We start from the raw sequence: 17034 nt of genomic DNA on the forward strand, positions 1-17034 counted from the left end.
CGCGCCGTGTGCGCGGACCCACCCGCCCGGTCCGGCGGTTCGGCTCGGCGCCCCACCTGCTGCCACCGGGGCAGTACGGGTGTGGCGCCGATGCCCCAGTCTGCCGTACGGGGCAGCCGTGGTTCGCCCGACGCACGCATCGGCACCCCTGCACCCCGGCCGCCCCCACGGGCCGCCGCCCGCCCCGGCCGCCCCCGGGGGCACCACGGTGTCCCGCGGCCCGGCCGTGCGGGGCGGCTGCGGCCGCCGCAGCCGCGGCCGGAGGGAAAGACGCCTGATCGGCCGCCGGTGGACAGCCGCCGAGAGGGCCCGTGCGATGGCTTGTCCGCAGCCCCCGCAGTCGGCAAAGATGATCGACACGGGTGTTTCGGCACCGCTCGGACCCGGAGGACTCCCCCTCTGTTTCCCTGCTCTTCATCCGATAGCCTCTGCCGACGCACCATCCACCGGGCCGTGCAGCGGCCCACGCCCTGCCTGCGACCGTTCGGGCGGGCGGCTGCCCCGCACCTCCAGGGAGTGAGTTCCGCTGTCCACCGCCATCCTGACCGGCCCTGACCCGGGCGGCATCGCAGAGCCGGACGGCGGGGCGCGGCAGGCGCTCCCCGCGGACCTCGCCGCGCTCGGCTACCGCCATGTCCTGGACGCCGCCGGACCCGCCGAGCTGGCCCGGCTGCTGGCCGAGGCTCCGGCAGGCGAGCGGGTCGCCGTGGTGGACCGGCGTTTCGTCGGCCACCGGCATGCGCTGCGGCTCGGCCTGACCGACCCCCGCTTCTCCGCCGCCGCCGTGCCCGGCGCGCTGACCGCCGAAGGGCCCGAGGCCCGCGCCGCGCTCACCGGCGCCGCACAGCGGCTGGCCGCGAGCACCGCTCCCGCGGGAGGCGGCGCGACGCTGGTGCTGCCGTCCGTCCCTGAGCCGGGGACGGACCCGGGCGCCGTGACGGTCCAGTTCGACACCGCCGCAGCCGACCAGGGCCGCACCGTGATGGTGGACAGCGCCGCGGCCGACCGGGTCGCGGTGGCGGTGCTGCCCGACACCCTGGCGGCCGCCCTGGAGGCGGCCGGCACCGAGGTGTACCGCCCGGAGCTGGGCGAGCTGGTCGCCGCCGTCCCCGCCGACGACGCCGACCGCGGCCATGCGGCCCGGCGCACCGACGCCGTCGACGAGGAAGCGGTGCGGCTGAGGCGCGCGGTGAAGTCCCGTGACGGCTTCTTCACCACCTTCTGCATCAGCCCCTACTCCCGCTATCTGGCCCGCTGGTGCGCCCGTCGCGGCCTGACGCCCAATCAGGTCACCACCGGGTCGCTGCTGGTGGCGCTGCTCGCCGCCGCGAGCGCAGCCACCGGCACCAGGCCCGGGTTCGTGGCGGCCGGTGTGCTGCTGATCGCCTCCTTCGTGCTGGACTGCACCGACGGCCAGCTGGCCCGCTACTCACTGCAGTACTCCACTCTCGGTGCGTGGCTGGACGCCACCTTCGACCGGATCAAGGAGTACGCGTACTACGCGGGCCTCGCCGTGGGCGCCTCCGTCGGTGGCGACGACGTCTGGGCGCTGGCGCTGGGCGCGATGATCCTGCAGAGCTGCCGCCATGTCGTGGACTTCGCGTTCATGGAGGCCAACCATGATGCGGCCGGCAACTCCAGCCCCACCGCGCAGCTCTCCAACCGGCTTGACCGGGTGGGCTGGACGGTGTGGGCGCGCCGCATCGTGGTGCTGCCGATCGGCGAGCGCTGGGCCCTGATCGCGGTGCTCACCGCCGCCACCACCCCGCGTACCACGCTGATCGTGCTGCTGATCGGGTGCGCCTTCGCGGCCTGCTACACCACCGCGGGCCGGGTGCTGCGCTCGGTCACCCGGCTGCGGGCCCGCACCGACCGTGCCGCCGACGCCCTGGCCGAGCTCGCCGACTCGGGCCCGCTCGCAGAGCTCGGCGCACGCCTGCTGCGTCCGCTCGCACGCCGGATGCCCGCCTACGGGACCCCCGCCATCGCCATCGCCGGTGCGGTGCTGCTGCTGGCAGGTGTGCTGCTGGGCGGCGCCGGCACCTGGTGGGCGGTGGCCGCGGCCGCCGGCTACCTGGTGACCTCCTCGCTGGCGGTCGCCCGCTCGCTGCGCGGGCCCCTGGACTGGCTGGTGCCCCCGGTGTTCCGCGCCGCCGAGTACCTGACCGTGCTGGGCCTGGCCGCGCAGCTCTCCGGCCCGGCCCTGCCCGCCGCCTTCGGGCTGGTCGCGGCCGTCGCCTACCATCACTACGACACGGTGTACCGCATCCGCGGTGGCACCGGGGCACCGCCGCGGTGGCTGGTGCGGGCAGCAGGCGGCCACGAGGGCCGGGTTCTGGTGCTCACCGTCGCCGCCGCACTCGCTTACGGCGGCAGCCCGCACGGACCGGCAGGCGCCCGGCTCCCCGGAGCCCACGCGCTGCAGGTCACCATGGCGGCCATGGCCGCCGCCCTGGCGCTGGTCGTCCTGGCCGAGAGCATCCGCTTCTGGGTCTTCGGCGGCGAAGCGCCGGCAGTCCACGACGAAACAGGAGACACCGCATGATCGGCCTCGTTCTGGCCGCCGGCGCCGGCCGCCGCCTGCGCCCGTACACCGACACCCTGCCCAAGGCCCTGGTGCCGGTGGACGGCGAGACGACCGTCCTCGACCTCACTCTCGGCAACTTCGCCGAGGTCGGTCTGCGGGACGTCGCCGTCGTCGTCGGCTACCGCAAGGAGGCCGTGTACGACCGCAAGGCCGCCCTGGAGAAGAAGTACGGCGTCACCCTCACCCTGGTCGACAACGACAAGGCCGAGGAGTGGAACAACGCCTACTCCCTGTGGTGCGCCCGCGACCTCTTCAGCGAGGGCCTGGTGCTCGCCAACGGCGACACCGTCCACCCGGTCTCGGTGGAGAAGACCATGCTGGAGGCCAACGAGCGGCTCACCGCCGCCGGTGAGCAGCCCGGCATCCTGCTGGCGCTGGACACCGTCAAGCGCCTCGCGGACGAGGAGATGAAGGTCATCGTGGACGCCGAGAAGGGCGTCCAGCGGATCACCAAGCTGATGGACCCGGCGCAGGCCACCGGTGAGTACATCGGCGTCACCCTGATCAACCCCTCCGCCGCCGCCAACCTCTCCTCCGCGCTGCAGGCCACCTTCGAGCGCGACCCGCAGCTCTACTACGAGGACGGCTACCAGGAGAGAGGTCGACCGCGGTCAGCGGATCGACGTCCAGCCGATCGGCGAGGTCTCCTGGGTCGAGATCGACAACCACGACGACCTGGCCAAGGCCCGGGAGATCGCGTGCCGGTACTGACCCGCCTGATCCCGTCGCCGGTCGTCGTCGACATCCGCGCCGGAGCGCTGGACGACCTCGCCACGGTCCTCGCCGACCAGCGACTGTCCACCTCCGGCCGGATAGCCGTGGCGGTCAGCGGCGGGTCCGGCGCCGCCCTGCGGGGCAGGCTGGAGCCGCAGCTGCCGGGCGCGGACTGGTACTCGGTCGCCGACGGCACCCTGGACTCGGCGGTGCTGCTCGCCGACGCCGTACGGGCCGGCCACTACGACGCCATGGTCGGCCTGGGCGGCGGCAAGGTGATCGACGCCGCCAAGTACGCCGCGGCGCGGGTCGGCCTGCCCATGGTGGCGGTGGCGACCAACCTGGCCCACGACGGCATCTGCTCGCCGGTGTCGACGCTGGACAACGACGCCGGCCGCGGCTCCTACGGGGTGCCCAACCCGATCGGCATCATCGTCGACCTGGACGTCATCCACAGCGCCCCCAAGCGCTTCGTGGCGGCCGGCATCGGCGACGCGATCTCCAACATCTCGGCCTGCGCCGACTGGGAGCTCTCGCAGCGGGTCACCGGAGAGCCGGTCGACGGCCTGGCCATCGCCATGGCCCGGTCGGCGGGCGAGGTGCTGCTGCGCCACCCCGGCACTCTGGAGGACCCCGAGCTGCTCACCGCGCTGGCCGAGTCCCTGGTGCTCTCCGGCATCTCGATGAACATCGCCGGCTCCACCCGGCCGTCGTCGGGTGCCTGCCACGAGATCTCGCATGCGCTGGACATCCTGTACCCCAAGCGGTCCGCCCAGCACGGCGAGCAGGTGGGCATCGGCGCCGCTTTCGCGACCTTCCTGCGGGGCGACCGGGAGGCCTCCGGCCTGATCGGCCAGACCCTGGCGCGCCACGGGCTGCCCGTGACCGCCGAGGAGATCGGCTTCTCCGAGGAGGAGTTCACCGCGGCGGTCCACTACGCACCGCAGACCCGCCCCGGCCGCTTCACCATCCTCGAGCACCTCGACCTCGACACTTCTGCCATCAGGGACGCGTACTCCGACTATGTCCATGCCGTCAACAGCTGAGCCGACCCGCACGCACCGCCCCTCCGTCGAGGAGCTGCGCGCGGCAGTCCACCCCGAGGGCCTGCTCGACCGCCGCAGCGGCGAGCACTGGGCGGGCCGCATCTACATGCGGCAGATCTCCCTGCGGTTCACCCGCCTGCTGGTGAACACCCGGGTGACGCCCAACAGCCTCACCTATCTGATGATGCTCACCGGCATCGTCGCGGGTGCCGCGCTGATCGTCCCGGGGATCGCCGGTGCCGTCCTGGGCGCCGTCCTCATCCAGGTCTACCTGCTGCTGGACTGCATCGACGGCGAGGTGGCCCGCTGGCGCCGGCAGACCTCGGTCACCGGTGTCTACCTGGACCGGGTGGGCCACTACCTGTCCGAGGCGGCGCTGCTCACCGGCGCCGGCCTGCGGGCCGCGGACCTGTTCCACCGCGACGGCGCCGCCGCGCAGTGGCAGTGGGCGTTCCTCGGCACGGTGGCCGCCCTGGGCGCCATCCTGATCAAGGCCGAGACCGATCTGGTGGACGTCGCCCGGATCCGCAGCGGCCTCGCCGCCGTGCAGGACGCGGCCTCGGTGCCCCGCTCCTCGGGTGTCGCCAGGGCCCGCAAGGCCGCGGCCGCGCTGAAGTTCCACCGGCTGGTGGGCGGTGTGGAGGCCTCGCTGGTGCTGCTGGCGGTCGGCATCGCCGACGCGGTCCACGGCGACCTGCTCTTCACCAGGATCGCGGTCGTGGCGCTCGCCGCCATCGCCCTGGTGCAGACCCTGCTCCACCTGGCCAGCATCGTCCTCTCCAGCAGGCTGCGATGAGCGCGGCCGAGCCGGCGGCCTCCGGCGGGCAGGCGGGGCGGGACGGCTTCAGACTCGGCGCGGTGGTGCTGACCATGGGCAACCGGCCGGTGGAGCTGAACGCTCTGCTGGAGTCGGTCGCCAAGCAGCGCGGCCCCGCGGTCGAGGTGGTGGTGGTCGGCAACGGCGCCCCGCTGCCGACGCTGCCGGAGGGCGTCCGCACCGTCGAGCTGGAGGAGAACCTCGGCATCCCGGCGGGCCGCAACGTCGGTATCGAGGCCTTCGGCAAGGACGGCTGCGACGTCGACGCGGTGCTCTTCCTGGACGACGACGGGCTGCTGCCCGGCGACGACACCGCCGAGAAGCTCCGCGAGGCCTTCACCGCAGACGCCGGGCTCGGCATCGTCTCCTTCCGGATCGCCGATCCGGAGACCGGCACCACCCAGCGCCGCCATGTGCCGCGGCTGCGTGCCTCCGACCCGCTGCGCTCCTCGGTGGTCACCACCTTCCTCGGTGGTGCCTCGGCCGTGCGCAGCAGCGTCTTCACGCAGGCCGGCCAGCTCCCGGGCGAGTTCTTCTACGCCCATGAGGAGACCGACCTGGCCTGGCGCGCACTGGATGCCGGCTGGTCCATCGAGTACCGCGCGGACATCGTCCTGTACCACCCGGCGACCCTGCCGAGCCGGCATGCGGTGTACCACCGTATGGTGGCCCGCAACCGGGTGTGGCTGGCCCGCCGCAACCTGCCCGCCCTGCTGGTCCCCGCCTATCTCGGCACCTGGATCCTGCTCACCCTGGTACGCCGACCCTCCCGTGCTGCGCTCCGGGCGTGGATGGGAGGATTCCGTGAGGGCTGGCGGACACCCTGCGGGCTGCGGCGACCCATGCGGTGGCGTACTGTGTGGCGGCTGACCAGGCTCGGTCGTCCCCCGGTCATCTGATCACGAGATCCTCATTTGACCTGCGGACCCCGGCCCGCGAAGATCCCCGTTGCAGCAGCAACGGCACGATTGCAGGAGAGCGCCCGTTGAACGGAAGCCGGACCTGCCGATCTCGCATAGGACGAAAGTGTCAACAGTGAGTGAGCACATCCGCCCCGTAGCGGTGGCGGGAGGCCCCGACCAGGGCCTGAGCCCGGCGCAGCTCGCCGCCAAGTACGGCCTGACGGTGAGTGGCGCCCGCCCGAGCCTGCCGGCGTACGTCCGGCAGCTCTGGTCGAGACGACACTTCATCGTGGCGTACTCCACGGCGCGGCTGACGGCCATGTACACCAGGGCCAAGCTGGGGCAGCTGTGGCAGGTGATGACCCCGCTGCTGAACTGCGCGGTGTACTACCTGATCTTCGGCCTGCTGCTGAAGACCGGGCGGAACACCCCGCACTTCATCCAGTTCCTCTGCATCGGTGTGTTCATCTTCACCTTCACTCAGAACGCGGTGATGGCCGGAACCCGCTCGATCGCGGACAACCTCGGCCTGGTGCGGGCGCTGCACTTCCCCCGCGCCTGTCTGCCGATCTCCTTCACGATCATCCAGCTCCAGCAGCTGCTGTTCTCGATGATCGTGTTGCTGGCCATCGTGCTCTTCGCCAACCCTCCGCTGGCGGGCTGGGCGCTGGTGCTGCCCGCGCTGATGCTGCAGTTCATCTTCAACACCGGTCTGGCGATGGTCCTGGCCAGGGTCGGCGCCAAGATCACGGACACCGCGCAGCTGATGCCGTTCATCATGCGCACCTGGATGTACGCCTCCGGCGTCATGTTCAACATCCAGAACATCGAGGTCCCCGACTGGGCCAGGACCCTGCTGGACGTCAACCCCATCGCGGTCTACATCGATCTGATGCGCTACTCGCTGCTGAGTTCGGTGCACAGCAACGTCCTGCCGCCGCATGTCTGGGCCTGGGCGATCGGTTGGGCAGTGGTCGCGGGCCTCGGTGGGTTTGTGTACTTCTGGAAGGCTGAGGAGGAGTACGGCCGTGGCTGACGCACCGACCGAGACCATGCCCGTGGACGCCGACACCCTCACCCGGGAGCGCATCCCGACCGTGATCGTGGACGGTCTGCACATCGTCTACCGCGTGCACGGCGCGGGCAGCGGCAAGGGCAGCGCCACCTCGGCGCTGAGCCGGATCGTCTCCAAGCGGCGCTCCCCCTCGGTGCGCGAGGTGCACGCCGTACGCGGAGTGACCTTCACCGCCTACAAGGGCGAGGCCATCGGCCTGATCGGCTCCAACGGCTCCGGCAAGTCGACCCTGCTGCGGGCCATCGCGGGCCTGCTGCCGGCCGAGCGCGGCGCCGTCTTCACCGACGGGCAGCCCTCGCTGCTGGGCGTCAACGCGGCCCTGATGAACGACCTCACGGGTGAGCGCAACGTCATCCTGGGCGGCCTCGCCATGGGCATGAGCCAGGACGAGATCAAGTCCCGCTACCAGGAGATCGTGGACTTCTCGGGGATCAACGAGAAGGGCGACTTCATCTCGCTGCCCATGCGCACCTACTCGTCCGGTATGGCGGCCCGACTGCGGTTCTCCATCGCGGCGGCCAAGAGCCACGATGTGCTCATGATCGACGAGGCGCTGGCCACCGGTGACGCCAAGTTCCAGCGCCGCAGCGAGGAGCGCATCCGCGAGCTGCGCAAGGAGGCCGGCACCGTCTTCCTGGTGAGCCACAACAACAAGTCGATCCGCGACACCTGCGACCGCGTGATCTGGCTGGAGAAGGGCGAGCTGCTGATGGACGGGCCCACCGACGAGGTGATCAAGGCCTACGAGAAGGAGAACAAGCGCTGACGCGCCTCTCCGCTCCAACTGCCGTGGCCGAGGGCCGGAGTCCGGGTGCACACCCCGGACTCCGGCCCTCGGCCGTCCGCGCACCGTGGGTTCGGGATCACCCCGTGGCAGCCGCTGTCGTCACCCCGGCCTAGAGTGAGTGCACACCCGGGCGAGCCGGCGCAGGTTGTGCTCTCGCGAGGGTGAGGGCGTGTCCGCTGTGTGCACGCCGTCAAGATCGGTGTAGAACGGGGGAGTGACGCCAGTGGTGGCTTCGGTCCATTCCGAGGGGGCGTGCGGCCCGGCGCCGCGACCCGCCGGCAGCCCAACGGGCGGTCGCCGGTGAGCGCGGACGGACGCACTGCCAGCCCCGGCGCGCCCGCGGAGGGCGCGGTGCTGGGCAAGGCGGCGAGGGAGAACTTCCCCGTCGCCCCCTTCTTCCTGCCCGCCGCCTGGCGGGACGACCTGATGGCGGTCTACGGATTCGCCCGGCTGGTCGACGACGCGGGCGACGGCGACCTGGAGGACCCGCGCTGGACCGCCGAGCTGCTCGGCGTCGACACGCCCGTGCCGCAGGCCCGTACGCGGCCCGGCACGGAGCTGCCCACCGAGGAGGAGACCGACTTCCGGCTGGCCCTGCTGGACGGGCTGGAACGCGACCTGGACCGGGTCTTTGCCATCGTGCTGGGCACCGGCGGTGTGGAGCAGGCCCGCCATCCCCTGATGCGCGCGCTGGTGCCACTGGTGGAAAATCGCGGGCTCAGCGTCGAGCCCTTCCGTAATCTGATCCAAGCGAACCGGGTGGACCAGCGGACCGTCCGCTACACCACCTACGAGGACCTGCTGGGCTACTGCGAGCTGTCCGCCAATCCGGTCGGCCGGCTGGTGCTGTCCATCGCGGGCGTCTCCACACCCGAACGGGTGGAGCGCTCGGATGCGATCTGCAGCGCACTGCAGGTGATCGAGCACCTGCAGGACGTTGCGGAGGACCGTACGAGGGGGAGGATCTATCTGCCCGCGGAGGACCTGGACCGCTTCGGCGTGACCGAGACGGACCTCGCCGCCCCCACCGCGAGCGCACGAGTGCGTGACCTGGTCGCCTTCCAGGCACGGCGAGCAGGGACCCTGCTCGATCATGGCGCACCACTGGTAGGTAGCGTGCGGGGGAGGCTCAGGCTGTTGCTCGCCGGTTTTACCGCCGGTGGGCGTGCCGCCCTGGGGGCGATCCACGCCACCGGGTACGACGTACTGCCCGGGCCGCCCAAGCCCGCCAAGAGCCGTCTCCTGCGGGAGGCTGCGGCCACATATGCGAAGGGAAGGTGAGCCCCGGGGTGGCGGCATCACCACTGGCGTCCGCGCAGGTCATGGCGGCCTACCGGTACTGCGAAGCGGTCACCGGGATGCAGGCGCGCAACTTCAGCTACGGGATCCGGCTGCTGCCGGAGCCCAAGCGGCTGGCCATGTCGGCGCTCTACGCCCTCGCCCGCCGGGTCGACGACATCGGCGACGGAGACCTCCCGCCGGAGCGCAAGGCGGAGCTTCTGGGCCGCACCCGCGCCCTGCTCGACGAGGTCCGCGCCGGTGAGGTGCACGAGGACGACACCGACCCGATCAAGGTCGCCCTGGCGGACGCCGCCGAGCGCTTCCCCGTCCCCGTGGACGCCTTCGACGAGCTGATCGACGGCGTGGAGATGGACCTGCGCGGCGCCGAGTACGCGACCTTCGAGGACCTGCGCACCTACTGCCGCTGTGTGGCCGGCTCCATCGGGCGGCTCTCCCTGGGCGTCTTCGGCTGCACCGACCCCAAGCTGGGTGCCGAGTACGCCGACACCCTGGGCCTGGCCCTCCAGCTCACCAACATCCTGCGCGACCTGCGGGAGGACGCCGCCAACGGCCGCACCTACCTGCCGGCCGAGGACCTCGCCAGGTTCGGCTGCGAGTCCGGCTTCGACACCGCACGGCCCCCGGCCGGCGCCGACTTCACCGGCCTGGTGGCGTTCGAGGCCGCCCGGGCACAGCGGTACTTCGAGGAGGGCCTGCTGCTCCTCCCGATGCTCGACCGCCGCAGCCGGGCCTGCACCGCGGCGATGGCCGGCATCTACCACCGGCTGCTGCAGCGGATCGCGGCCGAGCCGGAGTCCGTGCTGCGCGGCCGGGTGTCGCTGCCCGGATGGGAGAAGGCCTATGTGGCGCTCTCCGGCCTGGCCGGAGGGCGCTCTTGACCGCAACACCGTCACCGGCCGCCGCCGCGGAACCACGCGGGCGGGCGGACGCGTCCACAGCGGTGCGACCGCCCTGGCGGGGCGACCGCACCCGGGGGGAGGGGCGATGAGCGGCGTCGTACCGCAGGACCGTGCGACGGCGGTGGTCGTCGGCGGCGGGCTGGCCGGCATCACCGCCGCACTGCGGCTGGCCGAGGCCGGGCTGGCCGTCACCCTGGTGGAGAGCCGCCCCCGCCTGGGCGGCCTGGCCTTCTCGTTCCGGCGCGGCGAACTGACCGTCGACAACGGCCAGCATGTCTTCCTGCGCTGCTGCACCGCCTACCGCGGCCTGGTCACCCGCCTCGGCGCCGACCACCTGGTGAGCCTGCAGCGGCGGCTGGACGTACCGGTGCTGGACGTCGCCGGCGCACACTCCGGCGGGACGGACGGCCTGCGCCTCGGACGGCTGCGCCGCGCCGCACTGCCGGTGCCGCTGCACCTGGCCGGCAGCCTGTCGCGCTACCCGCACCTGTCCACCGCCGACCGTCTGCAGGTGGTGCGGGCGACCCTCGCCCTGTGGCGGCTGGACCTTGCCGACCCGTCGCTGGACGAGCAGTCCTTCGGTGACTGGCTGCGCAGCCAGGGGCAGTCCCGCCGCGCCGTCGAGGCGCTGTGGGACCTGGTCGGCGTCGCCACCCTCAACGCCACCGCGGACCAGGTGTCGCTGGCGCTGGCCGCCATGGTCTTCAAGACCGGGCTGCTCTCCGACCCCGGCGCCTCCGACATCGGCTGGGCCGACGCGCCTCTGGGCACCATCCACCACGACGCCGCGCTGGACGCCCTCCAGCACAGCGGGGTGCGGGTGCTGCTGCGCGCCAGAGCGTCGGCACTGAAGTCGTCCGCCGGCGGCCCGGAGGCGGACGCCCCGGGCGGCGGGCACGTCGCCTCCCACGGTTCGGGTACGTACCGCTCGGGCAGGCGCGGACACGACCGGCACTCCGTGCGGGTGGAGGGCGACCGGCTGCCGGCCGGCGGAGAGCTGCTGCACGCGGACGCCGTGGTCCTGGCCGTACCGCAGGACACCGCGGCCGACCTGCTCCCCCCGGACACCATCGACGACCAGCAGCGGTTGCGCAGCCTCGGCACCGCGCCCATCCTCAACCTGCATGCCGTCTACGACCGCCGGGTGCTGCGCAGGCCGTTCTTCGCGGGCCTCGGCACACCGGTCCAGTGGGTGTTCGACCGGACCCGGCACTCCGGGCTCGCCGAGCGGGACCAGCGCGCCCAGTACATCGCCGTCTCCCAGTCGGCGGCGCACGAGGAGATCGACCTGCCCGTCGCCGAGCTGCGCCGCCGCTATCTGCCGGAGCTGGCGCGGCTGCTGCCCGCCGCACGCGACGCCCGGGTGCTGGACTTCTTCGTCACCCGGGAGCGCAACGCCACCTTCGATCCCGCTCCGGGCAGCGCCCGGCTGCGGCCCGGCGCCCGTACCCGTACCCCGGGCCTGGTGCTGGCCGGAGCATGGACCGCCACCGGCTGGCCCGCCACCATGGAAGGCGCCGTCCGCAGCGGACACAGCGCCGCCGACGAGGCGCTCGCCGCACTCGGCGAGCGCCCGGCGAACCCGGCGGCGGCCCACACCGCGGGGAGGTGGCCGCAGTGAACCGACCGACCGCGGCCGAGCCGGCCCCGCCATCGGCACACCGGCGGAGTTGCCCCGCCGTCACGGCTCGGCCCGATGCGGCGTCAACGCCCACGGCAGGCCACATGTCCACGGCGGAGCACACGCCTGCCGCGGACCACACACCCCAGGGAGAGGGAATGCGCGTGGATTCACGCCTCGACTCGCAGTCCACGGAGGCGACGGTGACGGTGCCGGACCTCCTGGAGCGCGGACGCACCCTGTGCACCCCGCTGCTGCGCGAGGCCGTCGGTCGGCTTGCGGCACCCATGGACACCGTCGCCGCCTACCACTTCGGCTGGATCGACCGCGACGGCAGGCCCAGCTCCGGCGATGGCGGCAAGGCCGTGCGCCCGGCGCTGGCGCTGCTGTCCGCCCAGGCCGTGGGAGCCGACCCGCAGACCGGCGCGGCAGGCGGTGCCGCGGTGGAGCTGGTGCACAACTTCTCGCTGCTTCACGACGACCTGATGGACGGTGACGAGACCCGCCGCCACCGCGCCACCGCCTGGACCGTCTTCGGGCCGGCCCAGGCCATCCTGGCCGGCGACGCTCTCTTCGCCCTCGCCACCGAGGTGCTGCTGGACGCCCCCGACGGCTCCGCCATCCAGGCGTCGGCGGCCGCCCGGGCGGTCCGCCGGATCACCGTCGCGACCCGCAAGCTGATCGACGGCCAGGCCCAGGACCTCTCCTTCGAGCACCGCGACCGGGTCACCGTCGAGGAGTGCCTGGAGATGGAGGGCAACAAGACCGGTGCCCTGCTGGCCTGTGCCTCCTCCATCGGGGCCGTCCTGGCCGGCGCCGACGACCGCACCGCGGACGCCCTGGAGCGCTACGGCTACCACCTCGGCCTGGCCTTCCAGGCGGTGGACGACCTGCTCGGCATCTGGGGGGCGACCGAGGTCACCGGCAAACCGCACTGGGGCGACCTGCGCCAGCGCAAGAAGTCGCTGCCGGTCTCCGCCGCCCTCGCCGAGGGCGGCAAGGCCTCGCTGCGCCTGGCCGAGCTGCTCGCCGACCCCGAGGGCCGCGGCCACGAGGACGAGGAGCAGCTCGCCGTCCGGGCCGCCCTCATCGAGGAGGCCGGCGGCCGCGCCTGGACCCAGGACGAGGCCCGCCGGTGCCACCAGACCGCCCTCGCCGCCCTGGACGAGGTGCCCATGCCGGATGCGGTGCGCCGGCACTTCGTCGCACTCGCCGAATTCGTCGTCGTACGGGAGAGGTGAACCCAAGGTGACAACAACCGCGGACGGCCGGCTCGACCCCGAGTACGATCCCGAGCCGGCCGCGGTGAAGAGTCCTCCGCAGGAGGCCGGGACACCCGGCGGTGATCCCGGCGTCCCGGCCGGGGCCGTGCCGGCCTCCGGCGGCGCCCCCGCGCCGACCCCGCGGGCGGTGGCCGCGGCGGCGCTGGAGCGCGCCACCGCCCACCTGCTGTCGTTGCAGAACGAGCAGGGCTGGTGGAAGGGCAACCTCGAGACCAATGTGACCATGGACGCCGAGGATCTGCTGCTGCGGCAGTTCCTCGGCATCAGGACCGATGAGCAGACCCGCGCCACCGCCCAGTGGATCCGCTCCCAGCAGAACGAGGACGGCACCTGGGCCACCTTCCACGGCGGCCCGTCCGAGCTCTCCACCACGGTGGAGGCCTATGTCGCCCTCAAGCTGGCCGGTGACGATCCGCAGGCACCGCACATGGCCTCCGCCGCGGCCTGGATCCGTGAGCACGGCGGGATCTCGGCCAGCAGGGTCTTCACCCGGATCTGGCTGGCGCTCTTCGGCTGGTGGCCCTGGAGCAGGCTGCCGGAGCTGCCCCCCGAGGTCATGTTCCTGCCCAAGTGGGCCCCGCTCAACATCTACTCCTTCGGCTGCTGGGCCCGGCAGACCATCGTGCCGCTGACGGTGGTCTCCGCGCACCGCCCCGTCCGTCCCGCCCCCTTCGGCCTGGACGAGCTGCACAGCGACCCGGCCGACCCCTTCCGCGCCCCGCCGATGGCCTCGCCCACCAGCTGGGACGGCCTCTTCCAGCGACTGGACCGGGTGCTGCACGCCTACCACCGGCACGCCGTGGGTCCGGTCCGCCGGCTGGCCCTGGGCCAGGCGACCCGCTGGATCGTCGAGCGGCAGGAGGCGGACGGCTGCTGGGGCGGGATCCAGCCGCCCGCCGTCTACTCGCTGATCGCCCTTCACCTGGAGGGCTACGACCTGGGGCATCCGGTGATGAAGGCCGGACTCGACGCCTTCGACCGCTTCACCGTGCACACCGAGGACGGCGGCCGCTGGCTGGAGGCCTGTCAGTCCCCGGTGTGGGACACCTGCCTGGCCACCATCGCCCTGGTGGACGCCGGGCTGCCCGCCGACCACCCCGCGCTGGTCTCCGCGGCGGAGTGGATGCTCGGCGAGGAGGTGCGGCGGCGCGGCGACTGGGCCGTGCAGCGGCCCACCCTGCCCGCCGGCGGCTGGGCGTTCGAGTTCGACAACGACACCTATCCCGACATCGACGACACCGCCGAGGTGGTGCTCGCGCTGCGCAGGGTGGACCACCCCGACCAGGAGCGGCTGCAGGCCGCGGTGGAGCGCGGGGTCGCCTGGAACCTGGGCATGCAGTCCAAGAACGGCGCCTGGGGCGCCTTCGACGTGGACAACACCAGCACCCTCCCCAACAAGCTGCCGTTCTGCGACTTCGGCGAGGTGGTCGATCCGCCGTCCGCCGACGTCACCGCCCATGTGGTGGAGATGCTCGCCGATGTCGGCAAGGCCCGCGACCCGCGTACCCGGCGCGGAGTGGAGTGGCTGCTGCGCGAGCAGGAGACCGACGGCTCCTGGTTCGGCCGCTGGGGCACCAACTACATCTACGGGACCGGTTCGGTGGTCCCCGCGCTGGTCTCCGCGGGCATCCCCACCGCGCACCCCGCCGTCCGGCGCGCCGTGCGCTGGCTGGAGGAGCACCAGAACGCCGACGGCGGCTGGGGCGAGGACATGCGCTCCTACGAGAACCAGGAGAAGTGGTCCGGGCGTGGCGACTCCACCGCCTCGCAGACCGCCTGGGCACTGATGGCCCTGCTGTCGGCCGGGGAGAGCGGCGAGTCGGTGGAGCGGGGTGTCGCCTGGCTCGCGGCAACCCAGCTGCCCGAGGGCACCTGGGACGAGCCGCACTTCACGGGTACCGGCTTCCCCTGGGACTTCTCCATCAACTACAACCTCTACCGGCTGGTCTTCCCGGTGACCGCACTCGGCCGTTACCTCCACGGCGCCCCCCGCCCGGAGTCCGGCGGCCACCCCGCGCGGAGCCTGCCCGTGCCCGTCTCCGCCGCATCCGTGGACCGCGCCGACGGGCCCGGGACCGCGCAGAGCGGGCCGAGGAGCGACCGATGACATCCACCGCGCCGTCCGCCCCCGCCGCCGGGCCCTCCGCCCGGCCGGGACCCCCGCTGCTGGTGGCCTGTGCGCTCGGGGTGGAGCGCTGGGCGCTGCGCGGCGGCGACTGGTCCGGCGGCCGGGCGGTGCTGACCGCCACGGGGATGGGTCCGCTGCGCGCCCGAAAGACCGTCAGTGCCCTGCTGGGCGACGGCGGCAGTGCCTACGGCGGGCTGCTGGCGGTCGGATTCTGCGCCGCCGCAGGGCGGGGAATACGCCCTGGGGATGCCGTTGTTGCCACCGGGGTGCGAGACGAAGGGGAGTGCTCGATCGAGATCCCTTCGTCCGGGCTGCTCGCACGCCTGCTCCGGGACCAGGGCATGACCGTGCACACCGGTCTGCTGCACTCGGCCGACCAGGTGGTGCGCGGCGCCGAGGCCCGCGCCCGGCTGCACACCGCCGGGGTCACCGGCATCGACATGGAGACCGCAGCGGTGCTCTCGGCCGCCCGACGGGGCGCTCCGCGGCTCCCGTTCGCAGCCGTACGCATCGTTGTCGACACACCCGAGCGTGAGCTGCTGCGCCCGGGCACGGTCCCCGGCGGCGTGCGCGCCTGGCGTGCACTCCGCTCCACCGTGCCCGCTCTCACCGCCTGGCACAGGACCCTGGCCGGCCGGCCCGATACGGCGGACCAGGGGGCTCGCCCCCACCGCAATTCCGCAATGCCATCCGACACACCTACCCGGACGCTCCCTCAGGAGGCGAGCTAGCCATGGCCATGCCGCTGCGCCAGACCGCGCGGATCAGCACGTACCTCCTCCAGCAGAAACTCCTGAAGCGCCGGGACAAGTTCCCGCTCATCGTGGAACTCGAGCCGCTGTTCGCGTGCAATCTCAAGTGCGAGGGCTGCGGCAAGATCCAGCACCCGGCCGGGGTGCTCAAGCAGCGGATGCCCGTCGCCCAGGCGGTCGGCGCCGTGCTGGAGTCGGGCGCGCCGATGGTGTCCATCGCCGGCGGCGAGCCGCTGATGCACCCCCAGATCGACGAGATCGTCCGGCAGTTGGTGGAGCGGCGCAAGTACGTCTTCCTCTGCACCAATGCGCTGCTGCTCCGCAAGAAGCTGGACAAGTTCACCCCGTCGCCCTATTTCTCCTTCACCGTGCACATCGACGGCCTGCGGGAGCGCCATGATGCCTCGGTGGCCAAGGAGGGCACCTTCGACGAGGCGGTGGAGGCCATCAAGGAGGCCAAGGCCCGGGGTTTCCGGGTCACCACCAACAGCACCTTCTTCAACACCGACACCGCGCAGAGCGTCATCGAGGTGCTGGACTACCTCAATGACGACCTGCAGGTCGACGAGATGATGATCTCGCCTGCCTATGCCTATGAGAAGGCGCCCGACCAGGAGCACTTCCTCGGCGTCCAGCAGACCCGCGAGCTGTTCAAGAAGGCGTTCTCCGGCGGCAACCGGCGCCGCTGGCGGCTCAACCACAGCCCGCTCTTCCTGGACTTCCTCGAGGGCAAGGTGGACTTCGAGTGCACCGCCTGGGGCATCCCCAACTACTCGCTCTTCGGCTGGCAGCGCCCCTGCTATCTGATGTCCGACGGGTATGTCCCGACCTACCGGGAGCTGGTCGACGGCACCGACTGGGACAAGTACGGCCGCGGGCGGGACGCGCGCTGCGAGAACTGCATGGCCCACTGCGGCTATGAGCCCACGGCCGTCCTGGCGACCATGGGCTCGCTCAAGGCGTCCATCCGTGCCGCCCGGGAGACGGTCGCCGGCAACCGCGGCCACTGAGGGCCCGTCACACCCACAGTGCGGCGCGGGGCCACCCCACCCCCGCGCCGCCCGGTATCCCCCCCGCGGCTCGGCTCCCCCGCGCCGCCCGGCTCTCCGCTGCCCCACGCC

General features: G+C 72.7%; 13 protein-coding genes and 1 pseudogene. All 14 read left to right on the forward strand.

Annotated features, from left to right (window positions below; translation table 11 throughout):
- Positions 1-526: 526 nt before the first annotated feature.
- The 14 genes and pseudogenes from AB0761_RS30425 (at position 527) to hpnH (ending at position 16923) form a co-directional block, all read left to right on the forward strand.
- Positions 527-2545, forward strand: a complete 2019-nt coding sequence (locus AB0761_RS30425; protein WP_377274403.1) for a DUF5941 domain-containing protein — start codon at positions 527-529, stop codon at positions 2543-2545.
- Positions 2542-3298: pseudogene (locus AB0761_RS30430) on the forward strand (sugar phosphate nucleotidyltransferase). Before AB0761_RS30425 ends, AB0761_RS30430 begins: the two are co-directional and overlap by 4 nt.
- Positions 3286-4347, forward strand: coding sequence for an iron-containing alcohol dehydrogenase family protein (locus tag AB0761_RS30435; protein ID WP_377272351.1), 1062 nt, complete (start codon positions 3286-3288; stop codon positions 4345-4347). Before AB0761_RS30430 ends, AB0761_RS30435 begins: the two are co-directional and overlap by 13 nt.
- Positions 4325-5143, forward strand: coding sequence for a CDP-alcohol phosphatidyltransferase family protein (locus AB0761_RS30440; RefSeq protein ID WP_377272352.1), 819 nt, complete (start codon positions 4325-4327; stop codon positions 5141-5143). The genes AB0761_RS30435 and AB0761_RS30440 overlap by 23 nt, the downstream gene beginning before the upstream one ends.
- Entirely contained in the window at positions 5140-6063 is a 924-nt protein-coding gene (locus tag AB0761_RS30445) for a glycosyltransferase family 2 protein (RefSeq protein WP_377272353.1), read from the forward strand. Before AB0761_RS30440 ends, AB0761_RS30445 begins: the two co-directional genes overlap by 4 nt.
- 136 nt (positions 6064-6199) lie before the next feature.
- Positions 6200-7102 carry an ABC transporter permease gene (locus tag AB0761_RS30450; protein WP_377272354.1) on the forward strand — a complete coding sequence of 301 codons (903 nt, stop codon included), beginning with the start codon at positions 6200-6202 and terminating at the stop codon, positions 7100-7102.
- Between the two features lie 16 nt (positions 7103-7118).
- Entirely contained in the window at positions 7119-7907 is a 789-nt protein-coding gene (locus AB0761_RS30455; protein WP_377274405.1) for an ABC transporter ATP-binding protein, read from the forward strand.
- A 321-nt stretch (positions 7908-8228) separates the two neighbouring features.
- Positions 8229-9209 (forward strand): squalene synthase HpnC, encoded by a 981-nt coding sequence (gene hpnC, locus AB0761_RS30460; RefSeq protein ID WP_377272355.1) that lies wholly within the window; start codon positions 8229-8231, stop codon positions 9207-9209.
- A 41-nt stretch (positions 9210-9250) separates the two neighbouring features.
- Positions 9251-10108, forward strand: a complete 858-nt coding sequence (gene hpnD, locus AB0761_RS30465) for a presqualene diphosphate synthase HpnD (RefSeq protein ID WP_377274406.1) — start codon at positions 9251-9253, stop codon at positions 10106-10108.
- A 106-nt stretch (positions 10109-10214) separates the two neighbouring features.
- The gene (locus AB0761_RS30470; RefSeq protein WP_377272356.1) at positions 10215-11750 is read left to right on the forward strand and encodes an FAD-dependent oxidoreductase; all 1536 of its coding nucleotides are present in this window, start codon (positions 10215-10217) and stop codon (positions 11748-11750) included.
- 158 nt (positions 11751-11908) lie between these two features.
- A complete protein-coding gene (locus tag AB0761_RS30475; RefSeq protein ID WP_377272357.1) occupies positions 11909-12991 on the forward strand; it encodes a polyprenyl synthetase family protein in 1083 nt (360 codons plus the stop codon).
- Positions 12992-13118: 127 nt separating this feature from the next.
- A complete protein-coding gene (shc, locus tag AB0761_RS30480; protein ID WP_377274408.1) occupies positions 13119-15140 on the forward strand; it encodes a squalene--hopene cyclase in 2022 nt (673 codons plus the stop codon).
- Positions 15137-15892 carry a 1-hydroxy-2-methyl-2-butenyl 4-diphosphate reductase gene (locus AB0761_RS30485; RefSeq protein ID WP_377272358.1) on the forward strand — a complete coding sequence of 252 codons (756 nt, stop codon included), beginning with the start codon at positions 15137-15139 and terminating at the stop codon, positions 15890-15892. Before shc ends, AB0761_RS30485 begins: the two co-directional genes overlap by 4 nt.
- A 2-nt stretch (positions 15893-15894) precedes the next feature.
- Complete coding sequence (hpnH, locus tag AB0761_RS30490) at positions 15895-16923, forward strand: adenosyl-hopene transferase HpnH (protein ID WP_377272359.1); 1029 nt, start codon at positions 15895-15897, stop codon at positions 16921-16923.
- The last annotated feature ends 111 nt before the right edge of the window (positions 16924-17034 follow it).

This window comes from Peterkaempfera podocarpi, from assembly GCF_042466665.1.
GTDB lineage: Bacteria > Actinomycetota > Actinomycetes > Streptomycetales > Streptomycetaceae > Peterkaempfera > Peterkaempfera podocarpi.

Excerpts from the sequence above, each read along its gene's own strand:
- AB0761_RS30475 (WP_377272357.1), top strand. The coding sequence starts at position 11,909 with ATGCGCGTGGATTCACGCCTCGACTCGCAGTCCACGGAGGCGACGGTG.
- hpnD (WP_377274406.1), top strand. The coding sequence starts at position 9,251 with ATGGCGGCCTACCGGTACTGCGAAGCGGTCACCGGGATGCAGGCGCGC.
- AB0761_RS30485 (WP_377272358.1), top strand. The coding sequence starts at position 15,137 with ATGACATCCACCGCGCCGTCCGCCCCCGCCGCCGGGCCCTCCGCCCGG.
- AB0761_RS30445 (WP_377272353.1), top strand. The coding sequence starts at position 5,140 with ATGAGCGCGGCCGAGCCGGCGGCCTCCGGCGGGCAGGCGGGGCGGGAC.
- hpnH (WP_377272359.1), top strand. The coding sequence starts at position 15,895 with ATGGCCATGCCGCTGCGCCAGACCGCGCGGATCAGCACGTACCTCCTC.
- AB0761_RS30470 (WP_377272356.1), top strand. The coding sequence starts at position 10,215 with ATGAGCGGCGTCGTACCGCAGGACCGTGCGACGGCGGTGGTCGTCGGC.
- AB0761_RS30455 (WP_377274405.1), top strand. The coding sequence starts at position 7,119 with ATGCCCGTGGACGCCGACACCCTCACCCGGGAGCGCATCCCGACCGTG.
- AB0761_RS30440 (WP_377272352.1), top strand. The coding sequence starts at position 4,325 with ATGTCCATGCCGTCAACAGCTGAGCCGACCCGCACGCACCGCCCCTCC.